The sequence below is a fragment of the Chryseobacterium camelliae genome, assembly GCF_002770595.1.
Taxonomy (GTDB): domain Bacteria; phylum Bacteroidota; class Bacteroidia; order Flavobacteriales; family Weeksellaceae; genus Chryseobacterium; species Chryseobacterium camelliae.
Genome location: NZ_CP022986.1, coordinates 2,213,312 through 2,235,069, shown reverse-complemented (window position 1 = coordinate 2,235,069; position 21,758 = coordinate 2,213,312). Strand labels below are relative to the sequence as shown.

The 21,758-nt window shown below is 40.6% G+C and carries 24 protein-coding genes; 18 read left to right on the top strand and 6 right to left on the bottom strand.

Features of this window, described 5'->3' with window-relative positions; all coding sequences use genetic code 11:
• Nucleotides 1–18: 18 nt before the first annotated feature.
• The 11 genes from traN to CGB83_RS10205 all read left to right on the top strand — a co-directional run bounded on the left by traN (nucleotide 19) and on the right by CGB83_RS10205 (nucleotide 7,666).
• A complete protein-coding gene (gene traN, locus CGB83_RS10255; protein ID WP_066436433.1) occupies nucleotides 19–912 on the top strand; it encodes a conjugative transposon protein TraN in 894 nt (297 codons plus the stop codon).
• A gap of 20 nt (nucleotides 913–932) precedes the next feature.
• Entirely contained in the window at nucleotides 933–1,493 is a 561-nt protein-coding gene (locus tag CGB83_RS10250; RefSeq protein ID WP_013632611.1) for a conjugal transfer protein TraO, read from the top strand.
• Between the two features lie 12 nt (nucleotides 1,494–1,505).
• The gene (locus CGB83_RS10245; RefSeq protein ID WP_013632610.1) at nucleotides 1,506–1,955 is read left to right on the top strand and encodes a DUF3872 domain-containing protein; all 450 of its coding nucleotides are present in this window, start codon (nucleotides 1,506–1,508) and stop codon (nucleotides 1,953–1,955) included.
• Between the two features lie 259 nt (nucleotides 1,956–2,214).
• Nucleotides 2,215–2,487 (top strand): molybdenum ABC transporter permease, encoded by a 273-nt coding sequence (locus tag CGB83_RS10240; RefSeq protein WP_066436434.1) that lies wholly within the window; start codon nucleotides 2,215–2,217, stop codon nucleotides 2,485–2,487.
• Between the two features lie 70 nt (nucleotides 2,488–2,557).
• Nucleotides 2,558–2,872, top strand: a complete 315-nt coding sequence (locus tag CGB83_RS10235; RefSeq protein ID WP_013632608.1) for a hypothetical protein — start codon at nucleotides 2,558–2,560, stop codon at nucleotides 2,870–2,872.
• 88 nt (nucleotides 2,873–2,960) lie between these two features.
• The gene (locus CGB83_RS10230; RefSeq protein WP_100075698.1) at nucleotides 2,961–5,132 is read left to right on the top strand and encodes a TonB-dependent receptor; all 2,172 of its coding nucleotides are present in this window, start codon (nucleotides 2,961–2,963) and stop codon (nucleotides 5,130–5,132) included.
• A 4-nt stretch (nucleotides 5,133–5,136) separates the two neighbouring features.
• Complete coding sequence (locus CGB83_RS10225) at nucleotides 5,137–5,931, top strand: cation efflux transmembrane domain-containing protein (RefSeq protein ID WP_013632606.1); 795 nt, start codon at nucleotides 5,137–5,139, stop codon at nucleotides 5,929–5,931.
• Nucleotides 5,932–6,089: 158 nt separating this feature from the next.
• Complete coding sequence (locus CGB83_RS10220; RefSeq protein WP_066436440.1) at nucleotides 6,090–6,401, top strand: helix-turn-helix domain-containing protein; 312 nt, start codon at nucleotides 6,090–6,092, stop codon at nucleotides 6,399–6,401.
• A gap of 22 nt (nucleotides 6,402–6,423) precedes the next feature.
• Complete coding sequence (locus CGB83_RS10215; RefSeq protein ID WP_430807834.1) at nucleotides 6,424–6,669, top strand: helix-turn-helix domain-containing protein; 246 nt, start codon at nucleotides 6,424–6,426, stop codon at nucleotides 6,667–6,669.
• 278 nt (nucleotides 6,670–6,947) lie between these two features.
• Nucleotides 6,948–7,235: a hypothetical protein gene (locus tag CGB83_RS10210; RefSeq protein ID WP_091520313.1), complete on the top strand. Its 288-nt coding sequence runs from the start codon at nucleotides 6,948–6,950 to the stop codon at nucleotides 7,233–7,235.
• Nucleotides 7,217–7,666: a response regulator gene (locus tag CGB83_RS10205; protein ID WP_066436445.1), complete on the top strand. Its 450-nt coding sequence runs from the start codon at nucleotides 7,217–7,219 to the stop codon at nucleotides 7,664–7,666. Before CGB83_RS10210 ends, CGB83_RS10205 begins: the two co-directional genes overlap by 19 nt.
• Nucleotides 7,667–7,906: 240 nt before the next feature.
• Here CGB83_RS10205 and CGB83_RS10200 read toward each other — a convergent pair whose 3' ends face one another.
• The 6 genes from CGB83_RS10200 to CGB83_RS10175 all read right to left on the bottom strand — a co-directional run bounded on the left by CGB83_RS10200 (nucleotide 7,907) and on the right by CGB83_RS10175 (nucleotide 12,556).
• A complete protein-coding gene (locus CGB83_RS10200) occupies nucleotides 7,907–8,239 on the bottom strand; it encodes a penicillin-binding protein (protein WP_066436448.1) in 333 nt (110 codons plus the stop codon).
• 23 nt (nucleotides 8,240–8,262) lie between these two features.
• Nucleotides 8,263–8,694 (bottom strand): hypothetical protein, encoded by a 432-nt coding sequence (locus CGB83_RS10195; RefSeq protein WP_066436453.1) that lies wholly within the window; start codon nucleotides 8,692–8,694, stop codon nucleotides 8,263–8,265.
• A 4-nt stretch (nucleotides 8,695–8,698) separates the two neighbouring features.
• Nucleotides 8,699–9,193 carry a DUF1281 family ferredoxin-like fold protein gene (locus CGB83_RS10190; RefSeq protein ID WP_066436455.1) on the bottom strand — a complete coding sequence of 165 codons (495 nt, stop codon included), beginning with the start codon at nucleotides 9,191–9,193 and terminating at the stop codon, nucleotides 8,699–8,701.
• 2 nt (nucleotides 9,194–9,195) lie between these two features.
• Complete coding sequence (locus CGB83_RS10185; RefSeq protein WP_066436456.1) at nucleotides 9,196–9,603, bottom strand: hypothetical protein; 408 nt, start codon at nucleotides 9,601–9,603, stop codon at nucleotides 9,196–9,198.
• A 51-nt stretch (nucleotides 9,604–9,654) separates the two neighbouring features.
• Nucleotides 9,655–10,728: a DUF932 domain-containing protein gene (locus CGB83_RS10180; RefSeq protein ID WP_066436458.1), complete on the bottom strand. Its 1,074-nt coding sequence runs from the start codon at nucleotides 10,726–10,728 to the stop codon at nucleotides 9,655–9,657.
• A 577-nt stretch (nucleotides 10,729–11,305) separates the two neighbouring features.
• Nucleotides 11,306–12,556, bottom strand: coding sequence for a site-specific integrase (locus CGB83_RS10175; RefSeq protein ID WP_066436467.1), 1,251 nt, complete (start codon nucleotides 12,554–12,556; stop codon nucleotides 11,306–11,308).
• A 280-nt stretch (nucleotides 12,557–12,836) separates the two neighbouring features.
• Between CGB83_RS10175 and CGB83_RS10170 the strand changes: the two genes are divergently transcribed.
• From CGB83_RS10170 to rlmD, 7 genes are all read left to right on the top strand, one after another.
• Nucleotides 12,837–13,262, top strand: a complete 426-nt coding sequence (locus CGB83_RS10170) for a helix-turn-helix domain-containing protein (protein ID WP_100075697.1) — start codon at nucleotides 12,837–12,839, stop codon at nucleotides 13,260–13,262.
• Entirely contained in the window at nucleotides 13,219–14,937 is a 1,719-nt protein-coding gene (locus CGB83_RS10165) for a ComEC/Rec2 family competence protein (protein WP_228419898.1), read from the top strand. Before CGB83_RS10170 ends, CGB83_RS10165 begins: the two co-directional genes overlap by 44 nt.
• A 143-nt stretch (nucleotides 14,938–15,080) precedes the next feature.
• Complete coding sequence (locus tag CGB83_RS10160) at nucleotides 15,081–15,743, top strand: succinate dehydrogenase cytochrome b subunit (RefSeq protein ID WP_100075695.1); 663 nt, start codon at nucleotides 15,081–15,083, stop codon at nucleotides 15,741–15,743.
• A gap of 15 nt (nucleotides 15,744–15,758) precedes the next feature.
• Nucleotides 15,759–17,771, top strand: a complete 2,013-nt coding sequence (locus tag CGB83_RS10155) for a fumarate reductase/succinate dehydrogenase flavoprotein subunit (RefSeq protein ID WP_100075694.1) — start codon at nucleotides 15,759–15,761, stop codon at nucleotides 17,769–17,771.
• Between the two features lie 24 nt (nucleotides 17,772–17,795).
• Complete coding sequence (locus tag CGB83_RS10150; protein ID WP_100075693.1) at nucleotides 17,796–18,563, top strand: succinate dehydrogenase/fumarate reductase iron-sulfur subunit; 768 nt, start codon at nucleotides 17,796–17,798, stop codon at nucleotides 18,561–18,563.
• Nucleotides 18,564–18,699: 136 nt separating this feature from the next.
• Nucleotides 18,700–20,235 (top strand): TlpA family protein disulfide reductase, encoded by a 1,536-nt coding sequence (locus CGB83_RS10145; protein ID WP_172954697.1) that lies wholly within the window; start codon nucleotides 18,700–18,702, stop codon nucleotides 20,233–20,235.
• A 101-nt stretch (nucleotides 20,236–20,336) separates the two neighbouring features.
• Complete coding sequence (gene rlmD, locus CGB83_RS10140; RefSeq protein ID WP_100077566.1) at nucleotides 20,337–21,749, top strand: 23S rRNA (uracil(1939)-C(5))-methyltransferase RlmD; 1,413 nt, start codon at nucleotides 20,337–20,339, stop codon at nucleotides 21,747–21,749.
• Nucleotides 21,750–21,758: the final 9 nt, after the last annotated feature.

Here is a 21,758-nt window from a genome sequence, read left to right as displayed (position 1 = left end):
ACTCAAATAAATAAAACAATGAAAAATCATTTAAAAACCTTTTGGGCTATTGCCCTTATACTCGGCTTTGCTGCACAATCTAATGCACAGGACAGCATCAGAACACCACTTGCATTGGGCAAGATAGAGCCGTACCGTATGGAAGTTACCTACGATAAAACCTCGCACCTGATTTTCCCGACTGCCATTCGTTACGTGGATTTGGGCAGCGAATACCTTATTGCAGGGAAAGCCGAAGATGCGGAAAACGTGTTGCGTGTAAAAGCATCTGTAAGGGACTTTGAGCCGGAAACGAATTTTTCCGTTATTACGAATGACGGACGTTTTTATAGTTTCAACGTGTATTACAGTTCCTACCCGGAGGCAATGAGCTATGACCTGCTCACGATGCAAAAAGCGGTGGATAAAGCCAAAGGTAACGATGTGCTTTTTGAAGAACTGGGCAACAATTCGCCGTCACTGGCAGGCTTGCTTTTGGAAACCATTTACAAGAAAGACAAACGCATTGTAAAGCATATCGGTGCTAAGAGTTTCGGCATTCAGTTTATCCTAAAAGGGATTTACATACATAACGGCAAATACTATTTCCATACTGAATTGAGAAACCGTGCCAATGTTCCTTTCGAGATTGATTTCATCAATTTCAAAGTAGTGGATAAAAAGGTAGCTAAACGCACCGTAGTCCAGGAACGCCCTTTAACTCCTTTGAGAACTTACAAGCCATTGGACGGTATTTCCGGAAAATCGACCGAACAAAATGTGTTCCTGTTAGACCAGTTTACCATTGCCGATGATAAGGTACTGCTGATTGAGATTTTCGAGAAAAACGGTGGCAGGCATCAAACATTGCACGTCGAAAATTCCGATTTAATCAAAGCCCGTTTGATTGACGATATGCACCTGAAATTTTAATAACCCTTTAAAGCAAGAATATGAAAAAGTATATCTATACCGTGCTGTTTGTCCTGATAGGCATCACGGCTGCACAGGCGCAAAGAATGCTGCCGAAGCAGAAAGGATTGGAAATAAGTGCAGGTGTATTGTCCGATGATAAGATTGGCAATGATTACTACATCAGCGCAGCAATGACGGTAAACGGTAAGAATGGTAACTATCAGCTTTGGGCGTTGGAATATACCCACCAGTACCACGGGTATAAAGACCTCCGCATACCGCAGGAAACCTATTCCGCAGAGGGCGGTTACAGCTTCTTTTTGTTGGGCGATGCCCGTAAGAACATCACGCTGAATTTCGCCGTAACAGGTGTGGTCGGTTACGAAACCATCAACCGGGGCGAAACAATGTTGTACGACGGTGCGAAGATATTGAGCGAAGATAATTTTATCTACGGTGCAGGCGGTCGCCTCACTTTTGAAACGTACCTGTCAGACCGTTTTGTATTAGTCCTGCAAGGGCGTACAAAAATCCTTTGGGGTACGGATTTACAACAGTTCCGACCGTCAGCAGGTGTGGGATTAAGGTTTAACTTTTAAAACGTAAAAACGATGATAGCAATATTCAATAAATTCAGAACGGGGCTACTGCCACTATATGTATTCCTGACAATCCTCACAGCTTCGGTTACGTTGGTATCTTGCAGCAAAGATGATGACCTCGAAATACAGAACAATTTTCCTTTCGAGGTCAATGTAATGCCAGTGCCTAAAGATGTTGCAAACGGGCAGACCGTAGAAATACGCATTACCATACAGCGTACAGGCAATTACAGCAATACGCAGTATTTCCTCCGTTACTTTCAATTTGACGGGCAGGGAACATTGCAATACTACAACGAACCGCCGTATCAGCCCAATGACCTGTACCAATTACCAACGGAGCAGTTCAGGCTGTACTACACTTCAACGTCTGCCGTTTCACAGTCTTTTGACGTTTGGATTTCGGACAGCTTCGGGAATGAAAAGCAGATAACTTTTCAGTTTAACAGCAGCGATTAAGAGCAGTATTTCAATTCAAAAAAAAACGGCTTATCTGATTGGTAAGCCGTTTTTAATTTTCAGCCGGGCAGTGTATTTCAAAAGAAATAATTTCTTATCCTTGTAATCTATTTCAGTGTTGAGTAAGGTTTTATTTCCATAAACAATGAAAGAGGCTTGCCTTTTGGGGTAAGCCTCTTTCGCATTTAATTCACATCGTTTACAGGCTGAAACAAATATTTTTCGTAAATTCAAACAGTGGAAATAAAGTGTTTTTGTTATGGTCGCATCATTGGTTATAGGTATCATATTTTTGGTTGCAGGCTTGGGACTTCGTTACTGGATTAACCGCAGGAAGTTTTACAGGCGCAGCCCTATGGGAGCAGAGGGTTTCTCATCTTATGAAAGTTCGGTTTTCATTAAATTGATTGAAAGGGTTGGTAAATGGATAGCTTACGCACTGATTATTTTCGGTCTGTTGTCACTGTGGGTTTATTCCCGTGAGAAAAAGGAAAAACAGCAGCCTGAAGTAAAAACCGAACAATCTCGATAAAAAAACTATTCGCTTTAACTACCTCCACAAGATTTGTGAGCTAACGCAATTAATTTTTATTTAACTTTGTATGGTGAAGTTTATATCTTTAATATTAGCCGCCTATGTATTGCTTTTATCAGCAGTACCGACTTTTATTGAGGATAAATGTATGCAGAAGCATACTACCGAACAAGGACAAAACGGACAGGATGACCAAGATTGTAATAAGGGATGTTGCTCGCCTTTTTTTAGTTGCAACACCTGTACAGGATTTGTTTTAACTACTTTTCATTTCTCTATTGTCCATTCAGTAAAAGAACCGCAACGGAAGTTAGGAAATATGCTGACCCCACCTGTTTCTGATTTTCCATTTTCCATTTGGCGTCCCCCGCAACTTGCTTAATGTATAATGCTTTCAGCACAAATTAATTAAAAAGCGATGTCTTTGCATCGTCATAGCTTATTTATATACATTAAGTATCATTTTTACAATGAAAAAAATACTCATTGTGTCATTTTTTATGGCACTCAACCTTTGTGTATATGCACAAAATACATTAAACATTGTTGTAAAAAACAGTGAAACAAAAGAACCCTTGATTGGTGTAACAACATCTATAAAAGGCACCTCAATTGGAGGAACCTCGAACGAAAAAGGACAGATTATATTATCGAATATTCCTGATGGAATACAGGAGATACATTTTAACTACGTAGGCTTTGAAGAGTTTATTGAAAAAATAGAATTTCCACTAAAGGATACCAATGTTATTGAAATTCTGCTCAAAGAAAATTCAGAGGAATTAGAGGGTGTTGTAATTACATCTACCCGAAGTACAAGAAGCATACAAAATATTCCTACACGTATTGAGTTTATTGGAAGTGAGGAGTTGGGAGAAAAAGGGAATATGAAACCGGGAGATATTCGTATGCTTTTGGCAGAAAGTACAGGTATTCACGTACAAACTACGTCGCCCACAAGTGCCAATGCGAGTATCCGTATTCAGGGACTTGACGGACGATATACACAAATCCTTAAAGACGGTTTTCCGATTTATTCGGGAGCTTCAAGTGGTTTGGGCTTATTACAAATTCCGCCACTTGATTTAAAGCAGGTTGAAGTTATCAAAGGCTCAACTTCTACACTTTACGGAGGTGGAGCAATAGCAGGATTAGTCAACTTGATTTCCAAAACGCCAACTGATGAAAGAGATTTACGCTTTCATATCAACGGAACATCAGGGAGAGGTTTAGACATTAATGGTTTTTATGGGCAAAAATTCAATAAAATTGGAACAACTATTTTCGCTTCGCACAACAGAAACGGAGCTTATGACCCTGCAAAAATTGGTTTTTCCGCCATTCCAAAGTTTGAACGCTTCGTATTGAACCCTAAATTATTTGTTTACTTCAATGATAAAACGAAACTGAATTTTGGCATCAATACAACCATAGAGAACCGTTTGGGCGGCGATATACTTTACATCAAGGGCAAAGGGGATAATACGCATCAATATTTTGAAGAAAACAAAACACAACGCTATTCCACACAATTTGTTTTTGACCATTTAATTAATGAAAACAGTTCTTTTCAAATCAAAAACAGTGTAAGTTATTTTAAACGCAATACGGCTATTCCCACTTACGAGTTTGAGGGAACGCAAACAGCCACTTTTACGGAAGCTAATTATACTTACAGCAAAGAAAAGTCAGAATGGGTAACAGGCGTTAATATTTGGACGGACAATTTTAAAGAAAAGCAGATTACAGTATTTCCGTTAAGAGATTATAGCCAAACCACATTTGGGGCTTTCGTCCAAAATAATTTTAAAGCTACGGATTGGCTTCAATTGGAAGCAGGTTTAAGAACGGATTATGTTATAGATTATGGGGCTGTATTCTTGCCAAGAGTATCGGCGCTATTCCATATTGCAAACGGATTAACATCAAGGATTGGCGGCGGATTTGGATATAAAACACCCACTATCTTTACCGAAGAAAGCGAACGCTTACAATATCAAAACGTAATGCCAATTAACAATAAAACCAATAAACTGGAAAAAAGTTATGGTGGAAATGCAGATATAAATTACCGCACTAATATTGGCGATGGTTGGTCATTCAGTATCAATCAATTATTCTTTTATACCTATTTGAATAATCCTCTATTACTTGAAAATCCATCAGCTAATCTCTATCAATTTGTAAACTCTACTGGTTACATCCATACAAAAGGAACAGAAACCAATATCAAAATCGGTTACGATGATGTGAAATTATTTTTAGGGTACACTTATACAGATGCACAGTTACACCAAAATGCAACAACTACCGAAAGCCCGTTAACCCCAAAACACCGTATTAACTCGGTTTTAATGTATGAAATCGAAGACAAATGGAAAGTTGGTTTAGAAGCCTACTATTTCAGCCCGCAAAAGCTGAACGATGGAACAACAGGAAAAGACTATTGGACTTGTGGATTTATGGCTGAAAAGATTTGGGAAAGGTTTTCGTTATATGTCAATTTTGAAAATTTCCTTGATACAAGGCAGACACGTTTTGGCAACATTTATACAGGTACAATTAGTAATCCTATATTTAAAGACATTTATGCACCATTGGACGGATTTGTCATTAATGGCGGAATAAAATTTAGACTTTAAGAAGATGAATAAAACCATATTCAATATAACTAAAATGGATTGCCCAAGTGAGGAGCAATTAATCCGTATGAAATTGCAGGATTTCGATATGGTAAAGTCATTGGAATTTGATATTCCCAGTAGAAAACTAAATGTTTACCATAGTGGAAAACCAGAGCCGATTTTTTCGGCTTTGGAAACATTAAACCTGAATACGTCATTGATTTCAACTGAAGAAAGCAATGCAGTTCTTGAAACAGATACAAGCAATGACCAACGGAAACTACTTTGGACTGTACTGATTATCAATTTCGTTTTCTTTGGATTGGAAATGTTGTTCGGTATTTTTTCCAATTCAATGGGATTGATAGCAGACAGCTTGGATATGCTTGCAGACAGTATTGTTTACGCTTTGGCATTGTTTGCTGTTGGGGGTACGATTGCAAGAAAAAACAATATCGCCAAATTTGCAGGTTACTTTCAAATTCTGTTAGCCGTTATCGGTTTTGTTGAAGTTATCAGACGTTTTATCGGAATAGAAGCGATGCCTGATTTCAAAACAATGATTGTTGTTTCTGTTTTGGCGTTGATTGCAAACGTACTTTGTCTTTATCTATTACAAAAGAACAAAAGCAAAGAAGCCCATATGCAGGCTTCGATGATTTTCACTTCCAACGATGTTATAATCAATTCGGGTGTTATCATTGCGGGATTATTGGTCAATTGGCTCAATTCGAGTTATCCGGATTTGATTATTGGGGCAATTGTATTCGTGATTGTGGCAAGAGGTGCATATAGAATACTGAAGTTGGCAAAATAAAATAGCAGCAAATCATAGCCCCGAAATTCGGGGCTTTTTTTGTACCAAATCTTACTACTAACGCCAAACGCTGCCTTTCAAAGCCAAATCCTGCAACATTCTCCAACGCTGCAATAAGCCTTTATAAATTCGACTTCCACAGCAAAATTGAGCAAACTATGGAAGTAATCACAATACAAAAGTCCGTACTGGAGGGAATGAAAAATGAGCTGAAAGCACTTTTGGAACTGACCGAAAATGCTACGAAAAAATACACGCCAATTTTCAAAGAAGAAAAATGGCTCGATAACCAGGAAGTGTGTCTGATGATGAACATTACCAAGCGGACTTTGCAGACGTATAAGGACAAAGGACTATTGCCCTATTCCCGACTGAACCGTAAGAATTATTATAAACGCTCGGATGTACAGGCTTTGCTCGAAGCCGGACAGCCGTACAATACCGTTGAAAATGGATTTATTCGAGAATGACGAAATCATTGCCCATCAGGAAATGATAACGCTGCTAAGAACCCGTATCGAAAGTATATTGAAAAATTACCGTCCTGTAATGAACGGGGAAATATACCTGTCGGGCGAAGATGTGTGTAAGCTGCTCCATATCAGCAAACGAACTTTACAGCAATACCGTGATGACAATATCCTGCCGTATATACAGATAGGCGGTAAGATTATTTATAAGGAAAGCGATATTCTGACAATACTTGAACAGAATTATATTTCACAAAAAACAGTTTGACTGTAATCTTTTTTGTACTATATGCAGTCAAAAAGGCACGAGTTTAGTATCTTTGTTGTCGAAAATATAGAAAATACTTAAAGTGTTTTTGCTTTAAGTCCCACATTGAAAACTGGTAATTTTTAGACAACGGGACAGATAAGTAAGAACGCTCACGTCAAAAGGCGTGGGCGCTCGCTTATTCGTTGTCGGGCATACCAGTGCCTCAATGTGCGGTAAGTGTAGTTGCCTGCGCTCTTTTTTTGTGCCAGGCATCCACAACCTAAAACATTAAGGCTATGGAGAATGAGCATATTTTTTACCCCGAATTTGACTATCCTGCATCCCATCTATCTGCATTCACTCTCTGCATTGATGTTTTTATCGTATCTCTTAAAAACGGGGAAATTGTTCGTTTCAAGCCTCACGAAATAGCACACTTTAAAGAATGGCTTAATCATTTTAAGGTCAGGGACATTACGGTTAATAATGGCTTACCTCACGTTGACAGAACATCTGATTTATCTAAGTCTAAATACGGATTTTTCAATTTTATCAAAAGAAGAAAATGGGTAAAGAAAAAATAATTAAGATAGGAATGATAGACGACCACGACTTACTTAGGAAAGGTATCTGCGATTTTATACGGGACGACGATAATTTTGAAATCGTATTTGAAGCGGAAAACGGCAAATTAGCACTGAAAAAAATGGAGCAAATTGAAGTTATTCCCGATATAATGGTTGTTGATATAAATATGCCTGTAATGAATGGTTTTGAAACTGCTAAAGCATTGCTTGAAAAATATCCGCAAACCAAAATCTTGGCTTTTAGTATTAACGATGATGTGCAGGATGTGGTTAAAATGCTTAATAGCGGGGCAAAAGGGTATATCCTGAAAGGCGCAGACCCCGAAGAACTCAAAAAAGCCATCACGGTACTAAACGACGGAGGGCGTTATTTCAGTGCAGGTGTAGCTGAAGTAGCAAAAGAATATTACAAACAGTTTCCGCAATAGCAGGTTTCTTTGTTACTTTCTTTTCCGCTGAACTCACGAAAGAAAGTAATCACTCTAATCTAATTATGGGATAACGAATATCCCACGCAATAACGCTGCAACCTGTTTGGTAAAATGAAAAGGATTTGTAAGGGTGCATTTTGCTAAAGGGGATTGCACCAATTTAAAGCAAAAAGACTGCCCGACCATCGGGAGGATCTGTCTTTTTGCCGCCCGACTTTTCGGGTCAGGCGGCTTGTATTAGTTAATCGTTTTTAAATACTCGTAGTATCTTTCCGTTATATCCTTTCCTTTCCTGAAAGTGTCATTGGTATAACTGTAATGCTCTTCAAAAAACTTAACTTCTTTAGTGGTAAGGTCTATTAAATAGCGGTAATATGCGTTTATCCGCCTTTCATCCATCGTGCAATACTCTTTAAGCATTAAGAGTTCTTGCTCGCTGTTATCAAGGGATAACAAGGGCAAAAAAAGCCTTTCAACGATATAGCCCTGTTCGGGTGCGCTGCTGCTGTCGGCAACGCATACAAGGGATTTACCGTTACTCAATTTGATGTGAAGATTTGAACGTGTCATAATTTGAAATTTGATTTTTCTGATTAAGCAATTAATTGGGTTAATAAAAATTCTTCCGTCCAAAATTCTTCGCTCGTATGCTTCCCGTATGCTGTATAGTAGCCTGTACCGTTTGCCCTTAATACAAGCCTGTAACAGTCCAGTCGGTTTTCAGGTACGGTAAACGTTTCCTGCTCTTGCTCGTCAAGCTCCACAAATATCCATTCATTACCGTTTAGCAATTCTTCAATATTCGGGTTGTCGTTTTCGCCTGTCCTATAAAAATCTACTGCTGTATCATAGTAATTCATTGAGCAGAAATAGTGATTGCCCTCTAACGGCTTAACTAATGCAAGCCGTTTTGCCTGTTCTGTTTTCCATTCTTCGGATAGGTGGATAATTGCAAACTCGCAATTATCCCATTCGCTGTTGGCTTTAACCAAAATATGTGCTGTCGCTTTATCTGATAGTTTCATCGTTCTAAATTTTAATGGTGTTTAATTGATTTTCGCTTTTACGCTCTAACAAAGTGTCGAGTATTTCCCATTCGCTGTCGTACTCTGTTCCCTCAAAATGGTAGGTGTCCGTTTCCTCGTCTAATTCATAGCTGTCAAAGTCCTGGCTATCTAAACAGGTATCCGTTAGTATTCCTTCTTCAAATATTGCCTGACCATATACTAAGCATCCTAATTCCTCATAGTCCTGTGTGAAATTCACTTTGAAATGTTCGGCTATCTGCTTAACGGCATCCGTATTTGGCGACCATTTTGTTTCATACTGGAATACACCCGCACTTTCATTGTCCTGACTGATATTGTAGAAATAATCTCCGTGCGTGTCCTGTACGAAATGGGGTAAATGCCCGCAGTTGTCTTTCTGTTCCTGTTCAGCCATTGATTTGAATAGCTGTGTTATCTGCTCTATTGCTTCGGCTGTTCCCTCAAAAACAACCCAGTTGTTGCACCAATTAGCCATAATTATTTATCGTTTAAGGTTATCTGTAAAAATTTGTCGTTCCCGAAAAGCAGGTGTATCGCCTGTTTTAATTGCGGGTCGCATTGTGCATCCTCTGTATATTCAATCAGGCAGTGGATAGCGAAAATTGAATTGTGTCCGTCAAAAAAATGGTCTGTAAACCAGTTCGGGCGTTTCCAAAGTGGTTCATTCTTGTCTATGCCTTTTTGTGCATTCTGCACAAGCCTGTACCAAAATTCAGCGGTAAAAAATCCCTTTTGATACCAACCCTCACGAAAGGCGGTTTCATTTTGCAGGAAGTAGTCGCATTGCGTTTTTATAGCGTTTTGCAGGTTCTCCAGTTCTGCGGGAAACAATTTGCACAACAAGCCCGCTTTATCGAGGTTGTCCATTTTATCTAATGCTTTCATATCTTTTGTTTTTAGTAGGCGACCACCTTTGCAGGCAGTCGCCTTTGATGATTAATTGAAGTTGAAAATCTCTGCTCCTGAATAGGCAAAGTCTGTACACAGTTCAAAGGCTTTTTGTGTCTTTAGCTGTGCTGTACCGCCCATTACAATAGATTGTAGTTTGGCTTCGCCATCCCTGTAATTGCGTACATTCTGAAAGTAACCTGTAACAGCATTGTAAGCCCCGAATAATGTGCCTTTGGTAGTTGCCATTTGTTGGGTGTCGCTTATCATAGCGTATTCAAAGGCATCATCTACGGTGTTTTTAAACACGGTGGAAACTTCATCTTCCGCACCTTTTTTGAGCAGGTTAAGCGTTTCTTTGTTCGGGCAAAGTGCCAACTGGATTAGCTTTCTTACTTCTCGGTCTGTTACCCTTACTTTAGCCCAATCGTTAAAGATGTTCTCTAACTGCGTGCTTAGTGTGTTGGCAAGCCCCATAACCTTGTGAGCATTTTCGAGGCGTTGTTTTGCTCCTGACGTGTGTTTGATACGCACTACATTGGTCATACTCCGCAATGATGCGTTCAGGGTGTTTTGACATACGATACGGATAGGTGTAAACGCTGCGGTAATACTTCCACTACCGTCGTGGCTTGTGGTTAAGAAGATGTACTTTTCTGTAACATCGTCGCCGTTACCTACACGGATATAGTCGGGCAGCTTGGCAGTAATAAAAATACGCTCCCCGTTACCCAATGCTCCTGCGGTTTCGTACAATATTCCCTCGCCTCCGCCTACAATAGCATCAAAGAAATTGAACGCCTCACGGTTTTGTACAATATGGTAGTCTTTGCCTACTACACCCAACGGTGTATTGGTGTCGGTGCGGAGGGTGGCGAAACTGTTAGGTACTAAGATGTCATTGGCTTCAATCAGTTCTCCGTTTTCGCCTATGCTCATTGTTCTGCCCTGTGTAAACAGTGGGGATTTGATAACCTCGTAATCTAAACCTGCGTGTACTATTGCTTCCTCGCTTGTTGGGTATTGCTCTACGATTTGCCCCAAACCGTGCCACGCTTTTTGTTGAACGCTAAAGAATGAATGACGTCCTGTTTGCTCGTTGAAATTGATGTTGTGTGCCATAATGCTAAAATTTTGATGTTTGAAAAAATGTTATTTACTCACTCGCTTTTCTCGTTTCCCGCTTCCCGTTGTGGTTTGCTCCGCTTCGCTTCGCATAAATTTTTCCAAAAGAAAAACCGGAAAAAAGAAAGCAGATAATCCAAGCGGGCAACAGCGTAAAACCGAAAGGAAACGGAATAAGTCCCGGAGGGTGGCAAGGCAACACACAGCAATTCGGCGAAGCCAGCATTTTGCCTTGCCATTATGCCGTAGTCTTTTGGTTGGGCGTGTGAGGTGGCTGCCCGCTATAACTTAGCTGCCTTTTTACCGGTTGATTGTGGAAATTTTCTGTTCTAAATTTTTATGGCATTAATGACCAGGCTATGATAGCCTGTAATAGGGATTTGAAAAATGGAATAGCAGGGAGCGTTAGATAAGGGTTTCGTTTTTCAATTTTCTATTTCTGAAGTAGGTAATAAGCTCTTTTACAGCGTTGGATTGCGTAGAGGAAAATAAATGTGCTTTACCTACACAAAAAGATAGGCATAAAAAAAGCAGAACCGTTAAGTTCTGCTCATTGAGATTAGATAAAAGCTGATTAGATTGCCATCATAAACGCTTCTTCCATTGCCTTGAATTTAGGGGTAACTAAATCCATATCCTTACTGATTTTTTGGCTTGTGATTTTAGCGTAAATCTGTGTGGTGGAAATATTTTTATGCCCCATCATTTTGCTAAGACTTTCAAGCGGTACGCCCTCGGTCAAAAACATTGTTCCGAAAGTATGCCTTGCCGTGTGAAAAGTTACTTTTTGCTCCGTAATGATTTCTGCCTTTTCAACCAGTTTGCCTATGTGAGTATTGCAGGTTGCATTGGTCGGAACCGGAAAGATAAATTCATTCCTTGTCGTACCCTGATATTTCTCAATGATACGTTTAGGGATTTCCATTAACCGAACATTTGAAGCAATATCTGATTTCTTTCTCCTGCTGATAATCCACTGATGACCGTCAAAGAATGATTGAATGTTGTTCCTTGTCAGTTTCTTAATATCCGCATAAGCAAGTCCTGTAAAGCAACTGAAAATAAACAGGTCTTTTACAAGTTCATACCGTTGGTGCGATGGTACGCACATCATCAGCTTTTCAACATCTTCTTTAAGGATATAGCCCCGGTCGGTTTCTTCCATATTGATTTCGTAATCCTGAAAAGGATTATCACGTATCAAGCCTTTTTTAATAGCCAGTTCCACAAGGGCTAATACAGGCATCGTGTACACCCAAACTGTATTGTGGGAGGACTGCAAATCATACCGGAGGTAAAAATCAAACTCCCGGATAAAATCGGAAGTCAATTCCCGAAAAGCCATATCGTCACGATGATAGCGTTCCTTTATAAACGTGGTAAGATGATTGTAAACTGTGATATACTTGTTGTAGGTGCTTTGTGAGCGTTCTTCCTTTTCGACCAATTTTTTAAAATCCTCATTTTGGTCGTTGAAGACTTTAAGTATTGCATCATCCATTACGCCAACACCCAAAAACGATAGCTTTACTTTTTGGGCGGTTGCAAAGCCCTCGTGCTTCAACATATCTTCATAAATCTTGTCGATACGCCCACGTATATTATCCAGTTTTTTATTGATACTTAATGCCTGCGCACTCTTGCCCTGAACTCTTCCGTGTTTTAAATCCCAATTATTGGGGTCAATTTCTAACTTTGTTCCGAAAGTTTTAGGGGTTCCGTCAATGGTAATACGTGCCATAATCGGAGCATTACCGTTCTTTTTCAATTCGTTCTTTTTTAGGTAGAAAAGCAGTTTGAACGTCGATTTTTTTGTCTGTTCCATAACTCAAATGTTTAACGTTTAAAATTAAATTACATTGAGTTACAAGGGAATGTAAAAAGAGGTGCAAAAGACTGAAATATAATCGGTTAAGCTATATAGTTACCTTTATCAATCGGTAACGAATTAGTAACCTAACCTTGTCATTTTAAGCCCAAAACCTATCAGACACCGACTTCCGAACTAAGACTACTATTTTTATAAAGCCTTGTATAGCAATGGTTTTAACCGTTTTGCTTATTTTTGCTTTTTACTAATCTTTTTTGATTAAAATTTTAATATCATGAGTTTAGGGACGAAAGTGAGGAAATACAGGGAAGCCAAACACTGGTCGCAGGATGACCTCGCGCTGCGCCTGGACGTGACCCAGGGGACGATCTCAAATATCGAATCGGACAAGACCATTCCAAATTCCATGCTTTTAAATAAGATGGCTAAAGAGCTTGAAGTGGATATCAATGATTTGTTGAATGATGCTTCAAATAATATCATGACTAATAATGAATTTAGCGATCATGCCGTTGCTGCTGTAAATCAGTATAATCCCATCTTTAATATTCAATCGAAAGAAATCACAGAGAGTATTTTGAAAAATCAGGAGCAGCTTACAAAATTGATGGAAGCCCAGACGAGGCTTATTGAGAACCTGCTTCATCCTGGGCATCTTGTTCCAGGACAGATTCTCCTTATCAGATGCTGTAGTCTATAGTATTGCAGGCGTATGTATTCTGGCATTTACAGCTCAGTTTTTAACATTGTACGTATTGCATAAGCTAAGGCCGTATGTATTGGGTATGTTATTCTTCGGAGCGGGGATTACGGCACATTTTATCCATGCTTTTTCTGAAGGTGATTTCCGGTTGAACGCTCACTCGAATGTGGTGTTCAGGATTACGAAAAAGCTTAATTCAACCGGGAAAAATAGAAAGTATGAGATTGAGGGGCAATCCGGAACAAAAGTTTTCAATGCCGTGCTGTATATTCCTAAAAATCATGAAGAGCTGGACTTTAACCACTATTACCAGGCCCGCGGATACATCAGCAGGCCTGAATCGCCAAAATCAGATTTCCAGTTTGATTACGCCCGCTACCTGAATCGGAAAAATATCAGGTATCAATGTTATATCCGTGATGAGATATCTTCTGCGGTGCGCAAAGATATAAGTCTTACAGAATCCATCCAACAGAAAAGGCTTGAGGTCCTGCAAAAGATCGACCGTGCAGGATTGTCGAAAACAACCCGGGAATTTTTAAAAGGGATTATCCTGGCAGACCGTACGGAAACGGATGCCGTTACCGCTCAGGATTTCAACCGGTCCGGCCTGATGCATTTCCTCGCTATTTCAGGAACTCATATCGTCGTCATTTTCGGTGTGGTGTACATTATCCTGACACGTTATGTGCCGGCTTCTTTCAGGAAGTACGCGATTGTGCTGAGCCTGGTGTTCATATGGATATTTGCTGCCTTTATAGGATTCGGGAATTCTGTGGTACGCTCCTGCATTATGCTGAGCATCTACTATATATACGTCCTGTTGCAGCGGAAGCCGGATCTGCTGCATTCCCTTTCCTTATCTGCCTTTATCATCCTGATAACAGATACCCAACAGCTTTTTGATGTAGGTTTTCAGCTTACTTTTGCCGCGGTTCTGGGGATTTTCTGGCTGAACAGGCCGATCTTGCAGTATTTCCCGAAGCAGGATCATTTCATCAAGAAGATTATATTCAATACGGTTTCTATTTCCATTGCCGCCCAGCTGGCCACACTGCCGCTTGTGCTCTATTATTTTCACCAGTTTTCTTTCATCTCCATCATTGCTAATTTTGTCATCGTCCCGTTTTCAGAGGTAATTATTATTTTCTCATTTGTCATGACGGGAATCATAGCACTGGGTTTTGATTTTACTTTTCTAAATGTTATTTATGATACTGTAATCCGCTGGCTGCTCCGGACCATTCACTGGTTTGCCGGCTTTAAAGATGTTTTCCTTGAGGACATTCCATTAAACCTGATCGAAATGCTGCTGCTTTTCATTATAGTGTATCAGTTGAGATATGCAGTACTTAAGCCTGATTACAGGAATGCTGCCAGAATGATTACCGTAATCATTATTTTTCTGATGATCAGAACTGTTTTTAACATTGCAGAGAACCGGCGTAAGGAGGTTCTTGTCCACAGATTGTATAAGAATACAGTATTTTCTGTAAAGCACGGAGCGAAAGCCTGTTTCTGGATCAAAGAAGGATCAGATAAGGAACATATCATGAGATATATCATCCATCCTTATACCGCATCAAGAAGGCTCGATGAAGTGGTGGTGAAAGTTTTTCCTGCCGATGCAGAGCAAGTCACTTATAAAGGTAAAATCTATCCTCTGAATTAGGATTTTATTTTTTTTGTTTTCCCTTTATTCAGAAGACTTTAGGTCTTATTTAGAAAGATTACAAACTGGGTAATTGTGAGATTTCTCACTTCTTGATGTTATTAACATTTCTTAATTTTGTGGAAATTCAAATTTAAACTTATATGGCAGGTTTAACGAGTTCTACAATAGGTAGAAAGTATGCTATGGCATTGTCAGCTATTTTTTTGCTGATCTTTTTGGTAATGCACCTTGCAGTCAACCTTTTATCGGTTTTCGGTGAAACGGCTTACAACAATGCTTCGCAGTTCATGGGATATAATCCTCTTATCCAGTTTATAATGCAGCCGGTACTGATCTTTGCTGTGATTTACCATTTTGTAATGGGATTTGTTCTGGAAATCAAAAATAAAAAAGCACGTCCTATCAATTATGCAATGAACAGGGGATCTGATAACTCATCATGGTCTTCCCGTAACATGATCCTTTCCGGAGCGGTTATCCTTGCATTCCTGGTACTGCACATGTATGATTTCTGGTTTCACGAAATGAATTACAAGTATGTGAACGGTCTTCCGATTGAGGAGTCCAGATTCTGGGGAGATCTTCATGCAAAATTTGCGGATGTGTGGAGAGTAGTTTTATATGTGATTTCATTTGTGCTTTTAGGGCTTCACTTGTCTCACGGGTTCCAGTCTTCTTTCCAGTCCCTTGGAGCGAGACATCCGAAGTACATGCCGATGCTGAGAAGGGTAAGCATCTGGTATTCTATCCTTATTCCGTTAGGATTTATTTTTATCGCAATTTATCATTTTATAACTCAATAATATCAATATACTAATATGAGTAAGTTAGATTCAAAAATTCCAGCAGGTCCTTTAAAGGATAAATGGAAAAATCATAAAGACCATATGAACCTTGTTGCCCCAAACAACAGAGACAAAATTGATATTATTGTTGTGGGTACAGGTCTGGCAGGAGGTTCTGCAGCAGCTACACTGGCTGAGCAGGGCTATAATGTGAAAGCATTCTGCTATCAGGACTCTCCTAGAAGAGCGCACTCTATTGCTGCTCAGGGAGGTATCAATGCTGCCAAAAACTATCAGGGTGACGGTGACTCTACCTACCGGTTATTTTACGATACCATTAAAGGTGGTGACTACAGGGCCAGGGAAGCGAATGTTTACAGGCTTGCTGAGGTTTCTGCAAATATTATCGACCAGTGCGTGGCACAGGGTGTTCCTTTCGGAAGAGAATACGGAGGTCAGCTCGATAACCGTTCATTTGGTGGGGTTCAGGTAAAAAGAACTTTCTATGCGAAAGGACAGACCGGACAGCAGCTTTTGTTGGGAGCTTATTCCGCCATGAGCCGCCAGATCGGTAAAGGAAGGATCAAAATGTACAACCGTCATGAAATGATGGAACTTGTTATCGTAGACGGTAAGGCCAGGGGGATTATTGCAAGAAACCTGGTAACCGGAGAACTTGAGAGACATTCTGCCCACGCTGTGGTGATTGCTTCAGGAGGATACGGTAACGTATATTTCCTTTCTACGAATGCCATGGGATCCAACGTTTCCGCAGCCTGGAAAATCCATAAGAAGGGCGCTTATTTTGCGAACCCTTGTTATGTACAGATTCACCCTACCTGTATTCCGGTACACGGTACTCAGCAATCCAAGCTGACCCTGATGTCCGAGTCATTGAGGAACTCCGGAAGGATCTGGGTGCCTAAGAAGCTGGAAGATGCCATTGCCATCAGAGAAGGCAAATTAAGAGCGGAAAACATCAAAGAAGATGACAGGGATTACTATCTGGAAAGAAGATATCCTGCTTTCGGTAACCTGGTTCCTAGGGACGTAGCTTCAAGAGCAGCCAAGGAAAGATGTGATGCCGGCTTCGGAATTGAAAACAATGATACCAAAGAAGGGGTATACCTGGATTTCTCTACAGAGATCATGAAGAAAGGTAAGGAGGCTGCCATTGAAAAACATATCCATAATCCTGCAGACCAGCAGATCTATGATCTTGGTAAGGCATGGGTAGAAGAAAAATACGGAAACCTGTTCCAGATGTATGAGAAAATCACAGCCGATGATCCGTACAAAACCCCAATGAAGATTTATCCTGCGGTTCACTATACCATGGGAGGAGTTTGGGTGGATTACAACCTTCAGTCTACCATCCCGGGATGTTTCGTTATCGGTGAAGCCAATTTCTCGGATCACGGAGCCAACAGGCTGGGAGCATCTGCACTGATGCAGGGACTGGCAGACGGATATTTCGTTCTTCCGTATACTATTGCAGATTATCTGTCTGCGGATATCAGAACAGGAGCTATTCCTACCAACAGCGCGCCTTTTGAGCAGGCTGAAAAAGAAATAAAAGAGAAAGTGGATTTCTTTATCGATAATAAAGGAACGCATTCAGTAGACCATTTCCATAAGAGACTGGGACATATCATGTGGAACAAAGTTGGAATGGGAAGAACTCCTGAAGGGCTTCAAGAAGCCATCAGGGAAATTGAAGAAGTAAGAAACGACTTCTGGAAGAACGTAAGAGTTACGGGAGATAAAGAAGGTATGAATACTGAGCTGGAGAAAGCGTTCAGAGTAGCCGACTTCCTGGAGCTGGGCCAGTTAATGGCTATCGATGCACTGAAGAGGAATGAATCCTGCGGAGGTCACTTCCGTGAGGACCATTCCACACCGGACGGAGAAGCAGAAAGAGACGATGTGAATTACAAGTATGTTGCAGCCTGGGAATATCAGGGGAAAGACATCAACCAGGAAGTAATGCACAAAGAGGAGCTGATCTACGAAAACATCGAGGTTAAAACAAGAAGTTACAAATAATCTCCAACCTATAAATATATCATTATGAGTTCAAAAAAAGGCTTACATCTTACGCTGAAAATTTGGAGACAAAAAAATAATAAATCTAAAGGTCAGTTTGAGACCTACAAAATATCGGATGTTTCCACAGATTCCTCTTTTCTGGAAATGCTGGACATCCTGAACGAAAATTTAATTAACGAAGGAAAAGAGCCGGTAGCTTTTGACCACGACTGCCGTGAGGGGATCTGCGGAATGTGCTCCCTGTACATCAATGGTAGAGCGCATGGCCCGGATACGGGAATTACTACCTGCCAGCTTCACATGAGAATGTTCAAAGACGGTGAAACCATCGTTATTGAGCCATGGAGAAGCGCTGCTTTCCCGGTAATCAAAGACCTTATTGTAGACAGAAGCGCCTTTGACCGGGTGATGGCTGCAGGAGGTTTCGTTTCCGTGAATACCTCAGGAAATACGCTGGATGCGAATGCTATTCCGGTTCCTAAAGATGATGCGGACAAAGCAATGGATGCTGCGGCGTGTATTTCATGCGGAGCCTGTGTGGCGTCTTGTAAAAACGGATCTGCAATGTTATTTGTGGGTGCTAAGGTTTCCCATCTGGCACTGCTTCCTCAGGGTAGGGTAGAAGCCAAGAGAAGGGTTCTTAACATGGTGAAAGCCATGGATGAGGAAGGATTCGGAAACTGTTCCAATACCGGAGCCTGCGAGGTTGAATGTCCTAAAGGAATTTCCCTGGATAACATCGCCAGAATGAACCGGGAGTATATGGCTGCCTTCATTGATAAAGGATAGTATTAATCTTTTCAATACAACAGAAAATCGTCTCCTTAAAGGATGGCGATTTTTTTAGTTAAATCTTTCATAAAAGCATTTTTTAGTTGTATTGAGTATATTGAAAAACTTATTTTTGCGTAATTATAAAATTGAAATGAAAAAATATCTTTTATTGTTTATCATCGCAGTGTTTGTGATGTCTTGCTCTAAAAAAGTTGAAGTAAAAGGAAAGATTACCGGCGGATCTCCATTGGAGAGAATTGAATTCATAGATCCTACCAATATTTCCATGCTGCCTGCAGTAAATATGGGAGTGGATAAGAGCGGGAACTTCTCGGGAAGTTTTGAAGCGCCTAAAAGCGGAATGTATGTAATTTCCTACGGAGGCAAGCAAAATGTAATTTACCTCAAAGGAGGAGAAACACTTGATATTTCAGGTAACGGAATGACTTTCCCTACCGAATTTGTAGTGACAGGGGATGCTAAAAAAAATAATGATTTTTTTACCGCGACCCAGAAATACCTGGGAACCTATGCCCAGACCATCAATATGAATGACCTGATGATGAAGGATGAGAAAACCTTCCTGAAAGGCATCCAGAAGGTGGAATCAGATATCAATAAAAATATTGATGAGAATGTGAAGAAATTCAATCCTGATAACGGCGTGGTTGAATGGAAGAAAAATGATATTGCCAGTACTTTGCTTACCATTATGACACAATATGAAATGAGCCATAAGCAGATGGGTAATCCTTCTTTCAAAGTGACCAAGGCATTCACGGATTATGAAGATAAACTTCAGGCCAACAAAGACGACATGATTAAGGAAAGCCCGGCATACAGAAGCTATCTCCTGACTAAAATGAGCCCGGACTTCCAGAAATATGCTGAAGCTAAAGCCAAAGGTAAAACGGATGTTACGACTTCTGAACTGTTCAGCCAGTTTTTGAAGGACAAAAAAGATATTCCACAGGCAACCAAAGATTACCTTCTTGCCTTCGTGATGACACAGTCGGATCTTCAGAATCCGATGCTTACCGATAAGTCACTGGCCAAAGTAAGAAAGATCATTGATGAAGAGATTAAAGATTCAGGACTTAAGCAGGACCTGAGCAGACTTCAGTTAGCGATGAAGGGGCTTAAGGTTGGAGAGGCTGCTCCTGATGCTTCACTGGTAAAACAGGACGGAAAAACATACAGCCTTTCTGAAAACAAAGGAAAGCCGTACCTAATGATGTTCTATGCTTCATGGAACCCGTATATTGCGGAAGGGACAGTACCTGTACTGAAAGAGGTTGTTAATTTTTACAAATCTAAAATGAATTTCGTATTCGTGAATATGGATGACAGCAAAGACCAGTTTGTAAAGACCAGCAATGCTCTGTTGAAAGGGATCAATGGTGTCAATGTCTATGCTGAAGGCGGACTGAATTCAGACATCGCTAAAAAATACGGTATTTACGGATTCAGGTTGCCATCATTTGTTATTGTAGACAAAGACGGTAAGATTGCCAGCAAACCTTATGTAAACTTAGGTGAGCAGGAGCTGGTAACCCTATTGGATAAACTTACCGGACTGAGTGCGCCGAGGGTAGACCCGAGAGTACAGCTGCAGGTAGGAAATAACGGCGCAGTTCAGCAGGCAGCTCCGCAACAGGCCAATCCTCAGCCTGCCCAGACAAAATAATCAATTTAGAAACAGATTAAAAACCTTGTCTACGGATAAGGTTTTTTTTATTGTATTTTTGCAATGCGAAGCCGGGAGGTTTCATCGTTATAAATATCAGAATGAAAAAGAAGAAAAACAGGAATATTATCCTCGAAAATATAAAGCTTTTAAATGCAGGAGCAAAAGGAGTAGCCATCGGAAAGACGGAGGACGGGAAAACCGTATTGGTATCCGGCGCAATCCCGGGAGATGTGGTTAATGCAAGGGTGAAAAAATCAAAGTCCAAATATTATGAAGCTGAAGCTGTGGATATCCTGGAAAAATCGCCTTACAGGGTAGATCCCAAATGCATTCACTTTGGCGTTTGCGGAGGCTGCAAATGGCAGAACATGAGCTATGAAAAGCAGCTGGACTTCAAGCAGGAGGAAGTATATAACAATATCAAGAGAATCGGGGGGATCGATGATTTTGAAACCGTTCCTATTCTCGGTTCTGCAGAAGAATATTACTACAGGAATAAAATGGAATTCTCCTTTTCCAATGCGAGATGGCTTACCCAGTATGAGATCAGTTCTGAAGAGAATTTCGGCAGCAGGGATGCGCTTGGTTTTCATATCCCCGGGATGTGGAGCAAAATCCTGGACCTGAAAGAGTGTTTTCTTCAGGAAGATCCTTCCAATACGATCCGATTGGCTGTAAGGGAATATGCCAGCAATAACGGACTGGATTTCTTCGATGTAAGGAACCATGAAGGCTTTCTGCGCACCCTGATGATGAGGCAGAGCTCTGCCGGGGAATGGATGGTGCTTTTCCAACTGTACAGGGAAGAAAAGGAAAACAGGGAAAAGCTTTTTGAATTCCTGCTGGAAACTTTCCCTCAGATCAAAACATTAGTGTATGCCATCAATCCAAAACCGAATGATTCCATTTACGATCTTGATATCCATATCTATCACGGAGAAGGTTTCTTAATGGAAGAGATGGATGGTCTCAGGTTTAAGATTGGCCCGAAATCTTTCTTTCAGACCAATTACAAACAGGCTCTGGAACTCTACCGTAAAACATTGGAGTTTGCAGACCTGAAAGGTGATGAAGTGGTCTATGACCTTTACACCGGTACCGGAACCATTGCCCAGTATGTTGCCAGAAAAGCCAAGCAGGTGATCGGAATAGAATCCGTGCAGGAAGCGATTGATGCAGCCGTTGAGCATGCAGAACTGAATGGCCTTACCAACTGTACATTCTATTGCGGAGATATGAAGGATGTTTTCAATGATGAATTCCTTGCTACCCACCCGAAAGCAGATGTCCTGATTACCGATCCGCCGAGAGACGGTATGCATCAGAAGGTGGTAGAGCAGATATTAAAGCTTTCGCCGGATAAAGTGGTTTATGTAAGCTGTAATTCCGCAACGCAGGCAAGGGATCTTGCCCTGATGAAAGAACAATATACCGTAGTAAAGATTTTACCGGTAGACATGTTCCCGCAAACCCATCATGTGGAGAATATTGCTTTGCTGATCAAAAAATAACAGATGTAA

What these genes read in the sequence shown, in the direction of transcription:
- rlmD (WP_100077566.1), top strand. Translation starts at nt 20,337, where the DNA reads ATGAAAAAGAAGAAAAACAGGAATATTATCCTCGAAAATATAAAGCTT.
- CGB83_RS10205 (WP_066436445.1), top strand. Translation starts at nt 7,217, where the DNA reads ATGGGTAAAGAAAAAATAATTAAGATAGGAATGATAGACGACCACGAC.
- CGB83_RS10250 (WP_013632611.1), top strand. Translation starts at nt 933, where the DNA reads ATGAAAAAGTATATCTATACCGTGCTGTTTGTCCTGATAGGCATCACG.
- CGB83_RS10170 (WP_100075697.1), top strand. Translation starts at nt 12,837, where the DNA reads ATGAGTTTAGGGACGAAAGTGAGGAAATACAGGGAAGCCAAACACTGG.
- CGB83_RS10225 (WP_013632606.1), top strand. Translation starts at nt 5,137, where the DNA reads ATGAATAAAACCATATTCAATATAACTAAAATGGATTGCCCAAGTGAG.
- CGB83_RS10245 (WP_013632610.1), top strand. Translation starts at nt 1,506, where the DNA reads ATGATAGCAATATTCAATAAATTCAGAACGGGGCTACTGCCACTATAT.
- CGB83_RS10220 (WP_066436440.1), top strand. Translation starts at nt 6,090, where the DNA reads ATGGAAGTAATCACAATACAAAAGTCCGTACTGGAGGGAATGAAAAAT.
- CGB83_RS10150 (WP_100075693.1), top strand. Translation starts at nt 17,796, where the DNA reads ATGAGTTCAAAAAAAGGCTTACATCTTACGCTGAAAATTTGGAGACAA.
- CGB83_RS10215 (WP_430807834.1), top strand. Translation starts at nt 6,424, where the DNA reads ATGATAACGCTGCTAAGAACCCGTATCGAAAGTATATTGAAAAATTAC.
- CGB83_RS10210 (WP_091520313.1), top strand. Translation starts at nt 6,948, where the DNA reads ATGGAGAATGAGCATATTTTTTACCCCGAATTTGACTATCCTGCATCC.
- CGB83_RS10195 (WP_066436453.1), bottom strand. Translation starts at nt 8,694, where the DNA reads ATGAAACTATCAGATAAAGCGACAGCACATATTTTGGTTAAAGCCAAC.
- CGB83_RS10240 (WP_066436434.1), top strand. Translation starts at nt 2,215, where the DNA reads ATGGTCGCATCATTGGTTATAGGTATCATATTTTTGGTTGCAGGCTTG.
- CGB83_RS10230 (WP_100075698.1), top strand. Translation starts at nt 2,961, where the DNA reads ATGAAAAAAATACTCATTGTGTCATTTTTTATGGCACTCAACCTTTGT.
- CGB83_RS10145 (WP_172954697.1), top strand. Translation starts at nt 18,700, where the DNA reads ATGAAAAAATATCTTTTATTGTTTATCATCGCAGTGTTTGTGATGTCT.
- CGB83_RS10180 (WP_066436458.1), bottom strand. Translation starts at nt 10,728, where the DNA reads ATGGCACACAACATCAATTTCAACGAGCAAACAGGACGTCATTCATTC.
- CGB83_RS10235 (WP_013632608.1), top strand. Translation starts at nt 2,558, where the DNA reads ATGGTGAAGTTTATATCTTTAATATTAGCCGCCTATGTATTGCTTTTA.
- traN (WP_066436433.1), top strand. Translation starts at nt 19, where the DNA reads ATGAAAAATCATTTAAAAACCTTTTGGGCTATTGCCCTTATACTCGGC.
- CGB83_RS10190 (WP_066436455.1), bottom strand. Translation starts at nt 9,193, where the DNA reads ATGGCTAATTGGTGCAACAACTGGGTTGTTTTTGAGGGAACAGCCGAA.
- CGB83_RS10160 (WP_100075695.1), top strand. Translation starts at nt 15,081, where the DNA reads ATGGCAGGTTTAACGAGTTCTACAATAGGTAGAAAGTATGCTATGGCA.
- CGB83_RS10175 (WP_066436467.1), bottom strand. Translation starts at nt 12,556, where the DNA reads ATGGAACAGACAAAAAAATCGACGTTCAAACTGCTTTTCTACCTAAAA.
- CGB83_RS10155 (WP_100075694.1), top strand. Translation starts at nt 15,759, where the DNA reads ATGAGTAAGTTAGATTCAAAAATTCCAGCAGGTCCTTTAAAGGATAAA.
- CGB83_RS10185 (WP_066436456.1), bottom strand. Translation starts at nt 9,603, where the DNA reads ATGAAAGCATTAGATAAAATGGACAACCTCGATAAAGCGGGCTTGTTG.
- CGB83_RS10200 (WP_066436448.1), bottom strand. Translation starts at nt 8,239, where the DNA reads ATGACACGTTCAAATCTTCACATCAAATTGAGTAACGGTAAATCCCTT.